Raw genomic sequence first — 14339 nt, forward strand, 5'->3', positions numbered from 1 at the left:
GGATGACGAAATCGATCAAGGCGCCATCCCCGACGGTTGCGCTTCTGCGAGGATCAGCGCGAACTGGTCGTCCGGGTCGGTCCACTCGGCGATAGGCGTCCAGGCGCCGGCGCGGAGCAGGAGGCGGGCGTCGCGCGGGCCATATTTGTGGCTGTTTTCGGTGTGGATCGTCTCGCCGGCGCGCATCGAAAAGCGCTCGCCGGCGACAGTGAAGGTGACGTCGCGCACCGCCTCCAGATGCATTTCGATGCGCGCATAGGCGTCATTCCAGATTGCGCGATGCCGGAAGGCGTCCACGGGAATATCCGCGTGAAGTTCGCGGTTGATGCGGTGCAGGAGGTTCAGATTGAAGGCCGCGGTGACGCCTTCCGCATCGTCATAGGCACGTTTGAGCGTTTCGACCGCCTTGATCCGGTCCATGCCGATCAGCAGCATCGCGCCGACCCCAAGCGTCTCGACCATCGCGCGAAGCAAGTTGACTGCGGTGCGCGCGACCATGTTGCCGATGGTCGAGCCGGGGAAGAAGCCGAGCTTCGGCAGCGAGGCGATCTCCGCCGGTGGCACGATCGGGTGGGTAAAGTCGGCTTCCACCGGCAGGATCGACAGCTTCGGGAAGTCGGACGCGAGCGCAGCGGCGCTTTCCCGCAGGAAATCGCCGGAAATGTCGATCGGCACGTAAGCGGCCGGCTGCACCGCATCGAGCACATAGGGCGTCTTGGTCGAGGAGCCGGAGCCGAACTCGACCACCGCGCGCCCTGATCCGACGATGTTGGCTACATCCGCCGCGTGTCGGGCGAGCAGCTCCGTTTCGACGCGTGTCGGATAATATTCCGGCAGGCCGGTGATCTGCTCGAACAGCTCGGAGCCGCGGAAATCGTAGAACCAGCGTGCGGGAATGGCGCGACGCTTCATCCGAAAGCCGGCGAGCACATCGGCGCGGAAGGCTGGATCGATCTGGGGCGGCGCCTGGATATTCACAGGTCGCGCGCCAGTCTCAGGCCGGTGAACTGCCAGCGCTGATGCGGGTAGAAGAAGTTGCGATAGCTTGCCCGGATATGACCGCGCGGCGTGGCGCAGCTGCCGCCCTTCAGCACGAACTGGCCGCTCATGAACTTGCCGTTATATTCGCCGACGGCACCCTCGGCTGCCTTGAAGCCGGGATAGGGGCGATAGGCGCTGCCGGTCCATTCCCAGACCGACCCGAACATGCCGTGGCCGCTCGGGCGCACCGCCCCGGCTTTTTCGAGAAACTGGCCTTGGTTCGCATCCAGCCCCGTCGCGGCATGTTCCCACTCCGCTTCGGTCGGCAGTCGGGCACCGGCCCAACTCGCATAGGCATCCGCCTCGTAGAGACTGATGTGCGTGACTGGTGCGTCAGGCTCGAGCTGCTTGAGTCCGTCAAGCCCGAACCCCTGCCCGTCTTCCCAGTAGGAAGGGGTGGCAATGCCCTCGCGCTGTATCCAGGCCCAACCGTCCGCCAGCCACCAGCGCGGCTCGCGATAGCCGCCATCCTCGATGAAGGCGTTCCATTCCGCATTGCTGACGGGGCGGTCCGCCAGCGCGTAGGGCTGCAGCAGCACCTGATGCCGAGGTCCTTCGCAGTCGAAGGCGAAGCCGAAGCCTGCATCGCCGACCTCCACGATGCCGCCCTCAAACTCCCGCCACCCACCTCCGTTCGCTTCAAGCGCAGTCGAGAAGCGTGTCTCGACTGCGCTCGACACGAACGGAAATCTTGAGGGCCAGAGCGCCGGCTTCAGCGGATTTTGCGCAAACAGGTGGAGGATGTCGGTCAGCAGCAGTTCCTGATGCTGCTGCTCGTGATGGCAGCCGAGTTCGACCAGCGCGCGCCTGTCCGTATCCAGGCCAGGCCAGTGGGCAATCAGCGCGGCATCGACATGGGCGCGGTAGGCGCGGATCTCTTCCAGGCTCGGCCGGGTCAGCAGGCCGCGCCGGGGCCGGGCGTGGCGCGGCCCTTCCGCCTCGTAATAGCTGTTGAACAGAAAGGCGTAGCGTTCGTCGAAGGCGCGGTAGCCGGGCACGTCCCGCAGCACGAACGTCTCGAAGAACCAGCTGGTGTGCGCCAGATGCCATTTGGCCGGCGACGCATCGTCCATCGACTGGACGGTGGCGTCGGCGTCGGAAAGCGGATCGGCAAGGGCGAGCGTTAGCGCACGGACCTTCTCGAATAGCTGCGGCGTCTCGGCCTCCAATCGCGCGTGCGGCGTCATCGCGAGACCAACATAGGCTAGTCCGCCTCCGCTGTCCCGTTATGGATTCGATGCGCTCAGCGCGAGGCGCCCGGCACCCACAGCACGTCACCACCCGAGCGGCTGGCGACCAGCCGCGCGGCGACGAACAAGTGATCGGACAGGCGGTTCAGGTACGCGAGCGCCTGCGGGTTGAGCGGCATGCCGCCCGCCGCAGCAACGGCTGAGCGCTCGGCGCGGCGCACCACCGCACGGGCGAGGTGCAGCGCCGAAACCGCGGCTGTGCCAGCAGGAAGAATGAAGGAACGGAGCGGCTCCAGGCCCTCGTTCATCGCATCGATCTCGCGCTCGAGCCGCTCCACCTGGGCCGGCACGATGCGCAAGGTCATCTCGTCGGGCTCGAACTCCTCGCCCGGCGTGGCGAAGTCGGCACCGAGATCGAACAGGTCGTTCTGGATACGCGTCAGGTCCGGCACGATGGGATCGGCACCCAGCGCGGCGATGGCGACGCCGATCGCCGAGTTCGCCTCGTCCACATCGCCGATCAGCGCCATCCGCGCGCTGGATTTCGCAATCCGCGAACCGTCGACCAGTCCTGTCGTGCCGTCGTCGCCGGTGCGGGTATAAATCTTGTTGAGCTTGACCATCCGCCTCTCACGTCATGCCGAACTTGTTTCGGCATAAGGCCCGAAACGCGGATCGGTCGAGGGCAAAGCGACCAGCCCGTTCGGCCGACAACTTATCCCGAAACGAGTTCGGGATGACGCATGTGATTAGCGCGCGACCAGCATCAGCAGGGCGGCGATCACCACCGCGATCGCCTGAAAGAAGATGCGGCCCATCATCGCCTTATTCTGTTTGAGCCCCGATGCGCTAGGACCCGTGCCGCCGGCTTTCAGGTCCGCCTCCGTCGTTTTCAGGAATGTGACAATGCCGCGCACGAGCATGGTCACGGTCGCGATCATCGCCGCGATGAGGAGGATGGTGAGGAAGATGCTCATGCTCATAATCTAGTTGTCCGAGAGCCGGAATCCAAGCGGCGCGCAGCCGGCTCGAATGGGTTCGACGATGTCTTTCGGATCAACACCTTGGGCGCGGAGCTCCGCGAGGCTGAGCGCGCCGTGGCGCTTGGCGAGCCGCTCGCCATCGGGTCCGATCATCAAGCGGTGATGATGATAGGCAGGCGTCGGCAGGCCGAGCAGCGCCTGCAGCAGACGGTGAACATGGGTGGAGAGGAAGAGGTCGCGCCCGCGCACTACGTCCGTCACGCCTTGATCTGCGTCATCTACGGTTACCGCCAGATGATAGCTGGTCGGCGCGTCCTTGCGGGCGAGCACCACGTCGCCGAGCAGGTCGGGCCGGGCCTCGATCTCGCCCGCGTCGGCATCGTCCCAGGTTAGCGGACCGGTCTCGGCCAAAGCACGTGCCGTATCCAGCCGCCAGGCGTGTGAGCGGCTGAGGTCAGGATCGGGCAGGCCCCGGCAAGTGCCCGGGTAGATCGGTCCCTCAGGGCCGTGGGGGGCCGAGGCACTGCGGGCGATGTCGGCTCTTGTGCAGAAGCAGGGATAAACGAGCCCACGGGCATTCAGCCGCTCGAGTGCCTCGGCGTAGAGCGAAAGCCGGCGCGATTGGCGCACGACCGGACCGTCCCACTTCAGCCCCAGCCAACGCAGATCCTCTTCGATGCCGGCGACATGCTCCTCACGTGTGCGGCCGGGATCGATGTCCTCAATTCGCAGCAGGAAGGTGCCGCCGCGGCTCCGCGCGAAGTCGTGCGCGAGCACTGCGCTCATCGCATGTCCCAGATGCAGCCTGCCCGTGGGACTAGGAGCAAAACGGGTTGTGGATAAGGCTGTGATCAAGATCGTGGATCGGGTTGACGCCGACTCGTCCGCAATGTCATTTCGGCGTCACTATCAGCGGGCAGAGCCGCAGGACAGATTGAGGGGACAAGGCGCTTGTACCATCCCGACCTGATCCGACATCCGGACAGCTGCCCGGCGCTCGTCCTCAATGCCGATTACACGCCGCTCAGCTATTATCCCTTGAGCCTCTGGCCCTGGCAGACGGCAATCAAGGCGGTGTTTCTCGACCGCGTGGACATCGTCGAGAGCTACGAGAAGGAAGTGCGAAGTCCCACCAGCGCGATGAAGCTGCCGAGCGTCATCGCACTCAAGCAATATGTTAAACCTTCCGCCTACCCCGCCTTCACCCGCTTCAACCTGTTCCTGCGCGACCGCTTCACCTGCCAATATTGCGGCACCGGACGCGATCTCACCTTCGACCATGTCATTCCCCGCGCTTACGGCGGACGCACGACGTGGGAGAATGTCTCTACCGCCTGCGCGCCCTGTAACCTGAAAAAGGGCGGCCGCACCCCGGCCGAGGCGCATATGGCGCTGTTCGAGCAGCCCTATCGCCCGACCAGCTGGCAGCTGCAGGACCATGGCCGCGCCTTCCCGCCCAACCATCTGCATGAGACCTGGCGCGACTGGCTCTATTGGGACGTCGAGCTACAGGCTTAGCCCAGCACCGTCATTGCGAGGAGCGGAGCGACGAAGCAATCCAGCTGCGCCGGACACCGGCTCTGGATTGCTTCGCTACGCTCGCAATGACGGAATCGGATTAGTTCTTAGGCGTGGGGCTTGGTGCCGGCGTCGGCGCCGTGCCAGCCGCCGCCCGCGCGTCCTGCCCATCACCTTCGGGCGCGGCGATGATGTCGCGGGTAACGGCGCCCTTGTCGACGGCGCTGGTTTCCGGCGAGCCCACTTCGGAACGGATGCCGGCCGGCGTGCGGTCCGCGCCGGCGCGGTTGAGCGCGGCGGCCTCCGGGATGCTGCGTGGGGCCGGCCCGCCGAACATCGCCTGCAGCGCCTGGGTCGAGCTGTCCGCTTCCTGCGGACGCGGCGCGCCCGGGCTCGGCGGCTGCAGCGCGAAGTCGGGCGGCACGACCAGCGGCGCGCGGCGGGCGACGGCGAATTCGTCCGGCCGCTCGCGGTTCAAACCGCCGCCGCCGCATCCCGCAAGCGTCAGGGCAGTGAGGCCCAGGGCTACAACATTACGCATTCACATTCTCCGCGGGTTCGCTCTTCGGCCGCGCGAACAAGGCGCGGGCGAGCAGGATCAGGACGCCAATGGTAATGGCAGCGTCGGCGACATTGAAGACCAAAAAAGGCCGGAAGTCGCCGAAGTGAAGGTCGAGGAAGTCGACGACATAGCCGAACCGCACCCGATCGAGGATGTTGCCAGCGGCGCCGCCGAGCACCAGGCCAAGCGCTATGACGTCATGACGGTTCTTCTCGCGCCATAGCCAGACGAGGACGCCGGTACCGATTGCCGCCGTCAGCCCGACCAGCGCCCAGCGCGCCGCGTCGCTGCCGGCGGTCAGAAAGCCCATCGAAACGCCGAAATTCTGCACCCAGGTCAGGTTGAAGATGGGCAGCAGGACGATCTGCCCCACTTCCTGCAGCTGCAGCGGACCGGTTACGATATATTTGACCAGCTGATCGGCCAGGAAAACGCCGAGTGCGATGAGAAGGCCGAAGCGGCGGGTGTTTGTCATCAAACGTCATCCCGAACTTGTTTCGGGACAAGGCGTCCAGCGCTCCTCAGGTGGAGGCCATATGCTGAAACAAGTTCAGCATGACGATGGTGTTTACCCACCCACTACCTCCGTGCACCGGCCGCACAGAGCGCCGTCCTCGGCCACCTCGGGCAGATGCCGCCAGCAGCGGCCGCATTTTAGCTTTTCGGTGCGCGTCACTGCGATCTCATCGCCGGGCGAGACCTTCGCCACGATGAACAGCTCTTCCAGCCCGTCATTGTCATTGGCGGGCACCGTCACTTCGGCCTCGAGGCTCGAACGGATGACCTTGTCGCGGCGATACGGCTCGATCGCTTCGGTGACCTGACTGCGCAACGCACGGAGCTCGGTCCATTTCGCTGCCAGTGCATCGTCCCGCCAACCGGCATCCACCTCAGGCCAGGTCAGCAGATGCACCGAGGCAGCGTCCGGCGTCCGCGTCTGCCACACTTCCTCGGCCGTGAAGGTCAGCACCGGAGCCAGCCAGCGCACGAGCCCGTTGAACAGGATGTCGAGTACCGTGCGATAGGCTCGCCGCTTCGGATCGCTCGGCGCGTCGCAATAGAGCGAATCCTTGCGGATATCGAAGAAGAAGGCCGACAGATCGTTGTTGGCGAAATCGCTCAGCAGCCGGACATAGGCATTGAAATCATAGTCGGCGACGGCCTGCCGCAGCTGCGCGTCGAGGTCCGCGAGCAGGTGCAGAATGTACTGCTCCAACTCCGGCATCTCCGCCGCCGGCACGCGCTCGGCCTCGTCGAACCCATCGAGAGCGCCGAGCAGGTAACGGAACGTGTTGCGCAGCTTGCGGTAGCCGTCAGCAGTGCCGGCGAGGATCTCCTTGCCGATCCGATGGTCCTCGGTGAAATCGACCGACAGCGCCCAGAGCCGCAATATGTCGGCGCCATACTCCGTCATCAGCTTCATCGGATCGACAGTATTGCCGAGCGACTTGGACATTTTCCGCCCGTCCGACGCCATGGTGAAGCCGTGCGTCAGCACCGCATCATAAGGTGCGCGCCCGCGCGTGCCGCACGCCTCCAGCAGCGACGACTGGAACCAGCCGCGATGCTGGTCGGAGCCTTCGAGATACAGGTCCGCGGGCCAGCTGAGCTCCGGCCAGCGCCCGCTTTCCAGTACGAAGGCGTGGGTTGAGCCGCTGTCGAACCAGACGTCGAGAATGTCAGTGACGCGGTCATAATCGTCCGGGTTGCGCCCCGGCCCAAGCAGCTCGACGGCAGGCGTGTCGAACCAGCCGTCGACGCCCTTCTCCCGCACGGCGGCGACGATGCGGGCGTTGACCTCAGGGTCGTTCAGATATTGGCCGGTCTTGCAGTCCACAAACAGAGTGATCGGCACGCCCCAGGCGCGCTGGCGCGAGATCACCCAGTCAGGCCGGCCCTCGACCATCGAGCGGATGCGGTTGCGGCCCTTTTCGGGGACGAAGCGCGTGGCTTCGATGGCGGCGAGGGCTTTCTGCCGGAGCGTCTCTCCCTCTCCCATCGGGAGAGGGCGACTCGCCGCAGGCGAGCGGGGTGAGGATGACAAAGCCTCATCGCCCTCACCCTCCCACCGCTTCGCGGCGGGCCCCTCCCTCTCCCGCTGGGAGAGGGGCATATCCATCGGGATGAACCATTGCGGGGTGGCGCGGAAAATGACCTTGGCCTTGGACCGCCACGAATGCGGATAGCTGTGGCGATAGTCCGCGCTCGCCGCCAGCAGCGCGCCTGCCTCGCGCAGCGCCTCGCAGATCGGCCCGTCCGGCGCGTTGAACTTGGGGTTGATCACCGATCCCTGGCCGCCCAGCCAGCCCCAATCCTCGCGGTATTTGCCGTCGCCCGTCACCGCGAAGACGGGTTCGAGGCCGTTCGCCTTGCACAGCTCGAAATCGTCCTCGCCATGATCGGGCGCCATATGCACGAGGCCGGTGCCCTGATCGGTGGTGACGAAGTTACCCGGCAGGAACGGCCGCGGCTGGGCGAAGAACCCGCCGAGATGGTGCATCGGGTGACGGGCGACGGTGCCGGCAAGGTCGGAGCCGTTTCCACGCCACAAGATCCCTGGAAACTGAAGCGTACCCGTGCCGTCCTCGTTCTGAGAGAGGAGCTGCAAGCCTGGCGCGAGACGCTTGATCGTCGGGGCTATCAGCTCAGCTGCCACAAGCAGCCTGCGCCCCTCAAACTCAATCAGCGCGTACGGAACTTCCGGCCCATATGCGATCGCCTGGTTGACGGGGATCGTCCACGGCGTCGTCGTCCAGATCACCGCATGGGCGCCGACCAGTTCCGGGATCGGGCTCTCGACAATCTCGAACGCCACGTCGATCTGCGTCGAGGTGATGTCCTCATATTCGACTTCGGCTTCGGCGAGCGCCGTCTTCTCGACCGGCGACCACATCACGGGCTTGGCGCCGCGGTAGAGCTGGCCGCTCTCCGCGAACTTCAGCAGCTCGCGGACAATGGTCGCCTCGGCCTCATAGTCCATCGTCAGGTAGGGCCGGTCCCAGTCGCCCAGGATGCCGAGCCGCTTCAGCTGCTCGCGCTGGGTGTCCACCCAATGCTGCGCATAGGCGCGGCATTCGGCGCGGAACTCGGCCGCGGGCACCTCGTCCTTGTTGCGCTTCTTGGCGCGATATTGCTCCTCGACCTTCCATTCGATCGGCAGGCCATGGCAGTCCCAGCCGGGCACATAAGGCGCGTCCTTCCCCAGCAGCGACTGGGTACGGCAGACCATGTCCTTCAGGATGTGGTTAAGCGCATGGCCGATATGCATGTCGCCATTGGCATAAGGCGGGCCGTCGTGAAGGATGAACTTCTCGGCACCGCTGCGCGCCTCGCGCAGCCGCTGATAAAGCCCCATTTCCTGCCACCGCGCGAGGATGGCCGGCTCCTTCTGCGGCAGGCCGGCCTTCATGGGAAAGTCGGTCTTGGGCAGGAAGACGGTGTCGCGGTAATCGGGCGGGGTCGGAGCGTCGGCCATAAGGGAGGGGCGATTAGCGCCTTAACCTCCATTCGTCATCCCGAACTTGTTTCGGGATAAGAGTGGAGCCACTCTCAAGCGTCGCGAGCCGGATGCCTGATCCCGAAACAAGTTCGGGATGACGCTTAGGGCACCGGCCCCAGGCGCGGCACCGTGCCCCCCGCGGCCCGTTGTCGGATCACGCGAAGATAGGTGTCGACCAGCGTCTGATTGACCTGGTCCCAGCCGAAGCGCTGCGCGGTCCGCTCGCCCGCCTCACCAGCGGCGCGGCGCGCGTCGTCATCGGTGCAGTAGGCGCCAAGTGCCTCGGCAAAGCCTTCGATCCAGCCGGGCCGGATGAGGCGGCCGGTGACGCCGTCGCGGACAAGGCTTTGGCTCCCCGTGGCGATCGCCGCGACGACCGGCAGCGCGCAGGCCATCGCCTCCAGCGTCACGTTGCCGAACGTTTCAGTTACGGACGGGTTGAACAGCATGTCGGTGCTGGCGAGCGCTCGGCCCAAGTCGCCGCCGCTCTGCTGGCCGACGAAGACGGCGTCGGGCAGCCGGCGCTCGAACCACTCCCGCGCAGGGCCGTCACCGATCACGAGCACGCGATGCGGGACGCCCTTCGCAGCGAGGCAGTCGATCGTGTCGGAGAAGACGTCGAGCCCCTTCTCCATCACCAGCCGGCCGAGAAAGCCGATCGTCACCTCCTGATCGTCGATCCCAAGTGAGCGGCGCCAGGCGAGATCGCGCTTGTTCGGTGAGAAAATCTCCCGGTCCACGCCGCGCGTCCAGATGCCGACATCATAGCTCATCCGTTGCTCGCGCAGCAGCTGGGCCATGGAGTCGGACGGCGCGACGATGGCATCGCAACGGCGGTAGAAGCGGCGCAGGATCGCTTCGATCACCGGTTCCATGAACGCCAGGCCGTAATAGCGCGGATAGGTCTCGAACCGCGTGTGCACCGACGCGACAGCGGGAAGCCCGTGCCGCCGTGCGAAGCGGACGGCGGAGTGGCCGGCGAAATCGGGCGAGGCGACATGGATCAGGTTGGGCGCGAAGCGGGCGATGTCCGCGCGCACGCGCCTCGGGATACCGCGCGGGATCCGATATTCGGGGCGCCGCGGGACCGCGAAGGCTGGGACGGGCACCAAGTCTCCGGTCGGCGGAAAGGCCGGCGTATCGGTAACCGGCGCATAGACGCGCACGGCGGCCCCTTGGCGAAGGAGATAGCCGACCAGCCGATTGAGCGCCTGATTGGCCCCGTCGCGGACATAATTATAGTTGCCGCTGAACAGCGCGATGCGAAGGTCGCTGGCTTGCATCGCGCGGGTGTTAGCCTCGCCTGCCGTCGAATTCCACACCGTCACCCCGGGCTTGACCCGGGGACCCGCTTCTTCTCCTGAAGGCAGCGGGACCCCGGCTCGGGGGCCGGGGTGACGTAGGGGAGGTTGCATGCTGACATTTGCCGCTATGCTGCTGGCCATGAGCACGCCTTTCGTCATCGGCCATCGCGGCGCTTCTGGCCAGCGGCCGGAGCATACGCTGGCGGCCTACGCCCTCGCTCTGGAACAGGGCGCGGACTTCATCGAGCCCGACGTGGTGCCAACGAAAGACGGCCATCTGGTCGCGCGGCACGAGAATGAGATTTCGGGCACCACCAATGTCGCCGACCACCCCGAGTTCGCCGGCCGCCGTACGACCAAGATGATCGAAGGCAAGGAGGTGAGCGGCTGGTTCACCGAGGATTTCACCCTCGCCGAGCTGAAGACGTTGCGCGCCCGCGAGCGGCTGCCACAACTCAGGCCCGCCAACATGGCCTATGCCGATGAGCCTATCGCGACACTCGACGAGCTGATCGTGCTTGCCAAAGCCCGCGGCAAGGGCGTGGTCGCCGAGATCAAGCATTCGAGCTATTTCGCCTCCATCGGTCTGCCGGTGGAGCAAAAGCTGCTCGAGACCTTCGCACGCCACGGCTGGACCAAGGCCGACGACCCGGTCTGGATCGAGAGCTTCGAGGTCGGCAACCTGAAGGCGCTTCGCCGCATGACCGGGCTGAAGCTGGTTCAGCTGGTGGACGACAAGGGCGCACCGATTGATCGGGCCGTGGACAGCTACGCCGCAATGATCACAGCCGAAGGACTGAAGGACGTGGCCAGCTATGCGGATGGGCTGGGCGCGGCAAAGGCGCTGGTGATCCCGCGGGATGGAGAGGGGCGCTCGCTTGCCGCTACGCCCTTAGTCGAGCATGCGCATGCGGCGGGCCTGAAGGTGATCGTCTGGACGCTGCGATCGGAGAATTTCTTCCTGCCCGCCGAACTGCGCGACGGCTCCGATCCGCGTGCTCGTGGCCGTGCGCAGGAAGAAGTGCGGATGTTTGCCAAGGCCGGCGTGGACGGCGTCTTCACCGACCATCCGGCGGACGCAGTCGCGGCGCTGAAATAAAAGGGCGGGCCCCCTGGAGCCCGCCCTTCTGGTACGCTTGAGCGACAACTCCCCAACAGGGGAGGCGATTACGGCATCAGCACCGTGTCGACGACGTGGATCACGCCGTTGGACTGGAGCACGTCGCCTTGCGTGACATGGCTCATGCCGCCCTTGGCGTCGGTCAGCATGATCTTGTTGCCCATCATCGAGGCGGTGAGCGTGCCGCCCTGCACGGTGGTAAGCGTCGCCTTGCCGCCACCCGCCTTGATCGCCTTGGCGACATCCTTGGCCGTCATCCGCCCCGGCACGACGTGATAGGTGAGGACGGTGGTCAGTGTTTCCTTGTTCTCAGGCTTGACCAGATTGTCGACCGTGCCGGCCGGTAGCTTGGCGAAAGCGGCATTGGTCGGCGCGAAGACGGTGAACGGGCCGGCGCCCTTAAGCGTGTCGACCAGGCCAGCGGCCTGGACGGCAGCGACGAGCGTGGTGTGATCCTTCGAGTTCACCGCATTGTCGACGATCGTCTTCGACGGATACATGGCGGCGCCGCCGACCATCACCGTCCTTTCGGCCGCAACGGCACCCGACGCAACCAACGACAGCGACAGCGCCGCAGCGGCCTTGAGCGAAGTCTTCATGATCTTTGATCCCTCTGATGAGCGCCGGCGCCGAAACGCCGGCCGCACGGCAGATACGGCGCGATTGTTGCAGCGGATGCATCGTCCGCGCGAAAAATCGCCGATCTTTCCGATCAGACGATCGTCATCGTTCCCGTCATCACCACCGGCCCGGTCGGCTGGCCGGTCGGCGAGCCGCCTTCGGGTTCCAGCGACACGGCCAATGTCACGCCGCTCGCCAGCAGCGGCCGGTGTCCGCCGGCGACGATCATCGTGCGCGCGTCCTTGGCCGCGATGACGCCCAATGAGCGCGGCTTGCCGTCGGCGGGGATGACCCAGAGCTCGGGCGTGCGGCCATCCGCATCCATGCCCACCGGAGTGACGGTCATCCGGCCTTCGCGTTCGTCATAGGCAATCGTGAGCGTGCCGCTGCCCTCCTTGGGGGTGAGCGCCGCGACCATCATCTTCGCCGCCGGCGTCGTGGCGACTTGCGGCGCGGGTGTCGGTGCGGTGCCGTCCGGCCGCAGAACGAGAATGCCGAGCAGCACCGCCGCGGCCGCGCTCGCGGCGAAGGTGGCGAACCGCCAGGGTCGCGCCGGGTCGCCTGGCTCATTGGCCGGCAGCCGGCGCTGAATGCGGTTCCAAAGCTCGGGCGGCGGCGCGCGCCCGGGCCCTAGCAAGGGGTCGAGCCTAGCGCGCCATGCCTCGACGGCAGCCGCGAATGCCGGATCGCTCGCTTCGCGCGCACTTTCGTCGGCCAGGCCCAGCGCGTGCTCGGCTGCGAGGATGTCGTCCTCTTCCGTCATCGGCACAGGCAATCGCGCAGTTTCATCAGCCCGCGGCGGATGCGGCTCTTGATCGTGCCGAGCGGCTCGCCCGCGCGCTCCGCCAGTTCCGGATAGCTGGCACCCTCCAGAAACGCGGTGCGGATCAGCGCCGCCTCTTGGCCGCCCAGTTCGCCGAGGCAGCCATATAGCCTGGCGCTCTCCCCGGCTTCCTCGATCAGCGCATCGGCGCGCGGTGTGGGATCGGCCAGGTCGAAGGCTTCTTCGATGGGCGCTGTACTACGATTGCCGCGCGCGCGCAGCCGGTCGATGGCCGTGTTGCGGGCAATCGCCGCCAGCCATGTGATGGGGCTCGCGCGCGACGCGTCGAAACGCTCCGCCCGCCGCCACACATTCACATAGGCTTCCTGCAACGCATCCTCCGCATCCTGGCCCTCACCCAAGATACGGCAGCAAATGCCGTAAAGTTTCGCGGAGGTGCGCTGATAGACATCGTGGAACGCCTTGCGGTCGCCGCGCGCGACAGACGCCAGGGCCGCTGCAAGGCGCTCCCGCGCCTCGTCCGCCGCCACCGACCGCATCACGTCCATTCGCTACGCTACCCCCGAATCGCGGGCGCACCCTAGCGGATCGTTGCGCCGTCGCAAGAAAGGCTCAGGCGCGTTTCAGCCGCGGCGCGAGCATGTCGACCTGAGCGCGGTAGCGCTCGTCATCCCCGCCGAACAGCAGGAAGAGCTACGAGTTGATCGCGATCGCGTCACGGACTGGTGACGGCCCGATTTGAGTCAGTCGTGCCTCGACCGTCAGGGCATGGCGCTTCAGGCGGTCGCCCAGGAAGTCGAGCACGGTGCGGATGCGGGGGCTGTGGCGCTGCCGCTCATGGGTGAGCAGCCAGATTTCCATGCCGCCATTGGTCGTGGCGGGCAAGCAGCGGATCAGCTCCGGGTCGAGTTCGGCAACCATGCACGGGAGCGCCGCACAGCCGACGCCAGAGCGGACCGCGGCGATGATTCCGGTGACGCTGCCGTGGGTCATCGCCACGGCGTGGTCGAGGCCGTTCTCTTTCAGCCACATGCCATAATAGCGGCCGACTCGCCCGCCACCGCCGCCGATCAGTGGATGCGAGGCGAGTTCCCGCCGGTTGCGCGGAATGCCATGCGCTTCAGCATAGGAACGGCTGCAATAGACGGTCCACAGGTCAGTGCCGATCTTGCGGCCGACGAGCCCGCTGCCGGTCATCTCCTTGGCAACGCGCACCGCCACGTCGGCGGCGCCGGCTTCCAGGTCCCGCAGTTCCTCGCTGGCGTCGAGTTCAATGATGATGTCGGGCCGCAGCTCGTGCAGTTCGCGCAGCATAGGCGTTAATACGCCGTTCGCGTACGACTCCTCAGTCGTCAGCCGGACCGTGCCGCCGGTCTCGCGCTTTTGCGCCGAGGCGGCATCGGACAGCGCCTCGGCGGCGGCATGCAGCGCCCGTGCTTCGAGCAGCAAAGTCTCGCCCGCTGTCGTCAGCGCATAGCCCGCACGGCGCTTGTCGAAGAGGGTGAGGCCGAGCGACTCCTCCAGCGCGGCGATGCGCCTTGCGACGGTAGTCTGACTGACGCGCAGCGCGCGGCCGGCGGCTAGAGTGCTGCCGGTGTCGGCCACCGCCACGAAGAAGCGCGCGTCGTTCCAGTCGAACATGGCGCCATTCTGCGCTTTTGCAGAACGGTTGCGCAACATCGTTGCTACCGCAGAACGTCCATAAGAGCCTATCTCC

The 14339-nt window shown here is 66.0% G+C and carries 15 protein-coding genes; 2 read left to right on the forward strand and 13 right to left on the reverse strand.

Going from position 1 to position 14339, the window contains the following annotated elements:
- Positions 1 to 15: 15 nt before the first annotated feature.
- From egtD to gluQRS, 5 genes are all read right to left on the reverse strand, one after another.
- The gene (gene egtD / locus VGT77_RS15020; RefSeq protein ID WP_327463892.1) at positions 16 to 978 is read right to left on the reverse strand and encodes an L-histidine N(alpha)-methyltransferase; all 963 of its coding nucleotides are present in this window, start codon (positions 976 to 978) and stop codon (positions 16 to 18) included.
- Positions 975 to 2228, reverse strand: a complete 1254-nt coding sequence (egtB, locus tag VGT77_RS15025; protein WP_327463893.1) for an ergothioneine biosynthesis protein EgtB — start codon at positions 2226 to 2228, stop codon at positions 975 to 977. Before egtB ends, egtD begins: the two co-directional genes overlap by 4 nt.
- A 56-nt stretch (positions 2229 to 2284) precedes the next feature.
- Positions 2285 to 2854, reverse strand: a complete 570-nt coding sequence (locus VGT77_RS15030; RefSeq protein ID WP_327463894.1) for a cob(I)yrinic acid a,c-diamide adenosyltransferase — start codon at positions 2852 to 2854, stop codon at positions 2285 to 2287.
- A gap of 126 nt (positions 2855 to 2980) precedes the next feature.
- The gene (locus tag VGT77_RS15035; protein WP_327463895.1) at positions 2981 to 3208 is read right to left on the reverse strand and encodes a twin transmembrane helix small protein; all 228 of its coding nucleotides are present in this window, start codon (positions 3206 to 3208) and stop codon (positions 2981 to 2983) included.
- Positions 3209 to 3217: 9 nt separating this feature from the next.
- A complete protein-coding gene (gene gluQRS, locus VGT77_RS15040) occupies positions 3218 to 4066 on the reverse strand; it encodes a tRNA glutamyl-Q(34) synthetase GluQRS (RefSeq protein WP_327464013.1) in 849 nt (282 codons plus the stop codon).
- Between the two features lie 99 nt (positions 4067 to 4165).
- On the opposite strand from gluQRS, the gene VGT77_RS15045 reads away from it, so the two are divergent.
- Entirely contained in the window at positions 4166 to 4732 is a 567-nt protein-coding gene (locus VGT77_RS15045; protein ID WP_327463896.1) for an HNH endonuclease, read from the forward strand.
- A 100-nt stretch (positions 4733 to 4832) separates the two neighbouring features.
- Here VGT77_RS15045 and VGT77_RS15050 read toward each other — a convergent pair whose 3' ends face one another.
- The 4 genes from VGT77_RS15050 to VGT77_RS15065 form a co-directional block, all read right to left on the reverse strand.
- Positions 4833 to 5273, reverse strand: coding sequence for a DUF3035 domain-containing protein (locus VGT77_RS15050; protein WP_327463897.1), 441 nt, complete (start codon positions 5271 to 5273; stop codon positions 4833 to 4835).
- The gene (gene lspA / locus VGT77_RS15055; RefSeq protein WP_327463898.1) at positions 5266 to 5769 is read right to left on the reverse strand and encodes a signal peptidase II; all 504 of its coding nucleotides are present in this window, start codon (positions 5767 to 5769) and stop codon (positions 5266 to 5268) included. The genes VGT77_RS15050 and lspA overlap by 8 nt, the downstream gene beginning before the upstream one ends.
- Positions 5770 to 5862: 93 nt before the next feature.
- On the reverse strand, positions 5863 to 8769 hold the full coding sequence (ileS, locus tag VGT77_RS15060; protein WP_327463899.1) for an isoleucine--tRNA ligase: 2907 nt from the start codon (positions 8767 to 8769) through the stop codon (positions 5863 to 5865).
- Positions 8770 to 8894: 125 nt separating this feature from the next.
- Positions 8895 to 10076, reverse strand: coding sequence for a glycosyltransferase family 1 protein (locus VGT77_RS15065; protein ID WP_327463900.1), 1182 nt, complete (start codon positions 10074 to 10076; stop codon positions 8895 to 8897).
- Positions 10077 to 10206: 130 nt separating this feature from the next.
- Here VGT77_RS15065 and VGT77_RS15070 point away from each other — a divergent pair, with 130 nt between their 5' ends.
- Positions 10207 to 11196 (forward strand): glycerophosphodiester phosphodiesterase, encoded by a 990-nt coding sequence (locus VGT77_RS15070; RefSeq protein ID WP_327463901.1) that lies wholly within the window; start codon positions 10207 to 10209, stop codon positions 11194 to 11196.
- A 68-nt stretch (positions 11197 to 11264) separates the two neighbouring features.
- On the opposite strand, the gene VGT77_RS15075 is transcribed toward VGT77_RS15070, so the two are convergent.
- From VGT77_RS15075 to VGT77_RS15090, 4 genes are all read right to left on the reverse strand, one after another.
- Positions 11265 to 11816 (reverse strand): fasciclin domain-containing protein, encoded by a 552-nt coding sequence (locus VGT77_RS15075; protein ID WP_414713412.1) that lies wholly within the window; start codon positions 11814 to 11816, stop codon positions 11265 to 11267.
- Positions 11817 to 11929: 113 nt separating this feature from the next.
- Positions 11930 to 12601: an anti-sigma factor gene (locus tag VGT77_RS15080; protein ID WP_327463902.1), complete on the reverse strand. Its 672-nt coding sequence runs from the start codon at positions 12599 to 12601 to the stop codon at positions 11930 to 11932.
- Positions 12598 to 13170: a sigma-70 family RNA polymerase sigma factor gene (locus VGT77_RS15085; RefSeq protein ID WP_327463903.1), complete on the reverse strand. Its 573-nt coding sequence runs from the start codon at positions 13168 to 13170 to the stop codon at positions 12598 to 12600. Before VGT77_RS15085 ends, VGT77_RS15080 begins: the two co-directional genes overlap by 4 nt.
- Positions 13171 to 13315: 145 nt before the next feature.
- Positions 13316 to 14302, reverse strand: a complete 987-nt coding sequence (locus tag VGT77_RS15090) for a LysR family transcriptional regulator (protein WP_327463904.1) — start codon at positions 14300 to 14302, stop codon at positions 13316 to 13318.
- Positions 14303 to 14339 lie beyond the last annotated feature (37 nt).

The sequence above is a fragment of the Sphingomonas sp. genome (assembly GCF_035944535.1).
Lineage (GTDB): Bacteria > Pseudomonadota > Alphaproteobacteria > Sphingomonadales > Sphingomonadaceae > Sphingomonas_B.

What these genes read in the sequence shown, in the direction of transcription:
- egtB (WP_327463893.1), bottom strand. Translation starts at nt 2,228, where the DNA reads ATGACGCCGCACGCGCGATTGGAGGCCGAGACGCCGCAGCTATTCGAG.
- VGT77_RS15030 (WP_327463894.1), bottom strand. Translation starts at nt 2,854, where the DNA reads ATGGTCAAGCTCAACAAGATTTATACCCGCACCGGCGACGACGGCACG.
- VGT77_RS15035 (WP_327463895.1), bottom strand. Translation starts at nt 3,208, where the DNA reads ATGAGCATCTTCCTCACCATCCTCCTCATCGCGGCGATGATCGCGACC.
- VGT77_RS15050 (WP_327463897.1), bottom strand. Translation starts at nt 5,273, where the DNA reads ATGCGTAATGTTGTAGCCCTGGGCCTCACTGCCCTGACGCTTGCGGGA.
- lspA (WP_327463898.1), bottom strand. Translation starts at nt 5,769, where the DNA reads ATGACAAACACCCGCCGCTTCGGCCTTCTCATCGCACTCGGCGTTTTC.
- ileS (WP_327463899.1), bottom strand. Translation starts at nt 8,769, where the DNA reads ATGGCCGACGCTCCGACCCCGCCCGATTACCGCGACACCGTCTTCCTG.
- VGT77_RS15065 (WP_327463900.1), bottom strand. Translation starts at nt 10,076, where the DNA reads ATGCAAGCCAGCGACCTTCGCATCGCGCTGTTCAGCGGCAACTATAAT.
- VGT77_RS15070 (WP_327463901.1), top strand. Translation starts at nt 10,207, where the DNA reads ATGCTGACATTTGCCGCTATGCTGCTGGCCATGAGCACGCCTTTCGTC.
- VGT77_RS15075 (WP_414713412.1), bottom strand. Translation starts at nt 11,816, where the DNA reads ATGAAGACTTCGCTCAAGGCCGCTGCGGCGCTGTCGCTGTCGTTGGTT.
- VGT77_RS15080 (WP_327463902.1), bottom strand. Translation starts at nt 12,601, where the DNA reads ATGACGGAAGAGGACGACATCCTCGCAGCCGAGCACGCGCTGGGCCTG.
- VGT77_RS15085 (WP_327463903.1), bottom strand. Translation starts at nt 13,170, where the DNA reads ATGGACGTGATGCGGTCGGTGGCGGCGGACGAGGCGCGGGAGCGCCTT.
- VGT77_RS15090 (WP_327463904.1), bottom strand. Translation starts at nt 14,302, where the DNA reads ATGTTGCGCAACCGTTCTGCAAAAGCGCAGAATGGCGCCATGTTCGAC.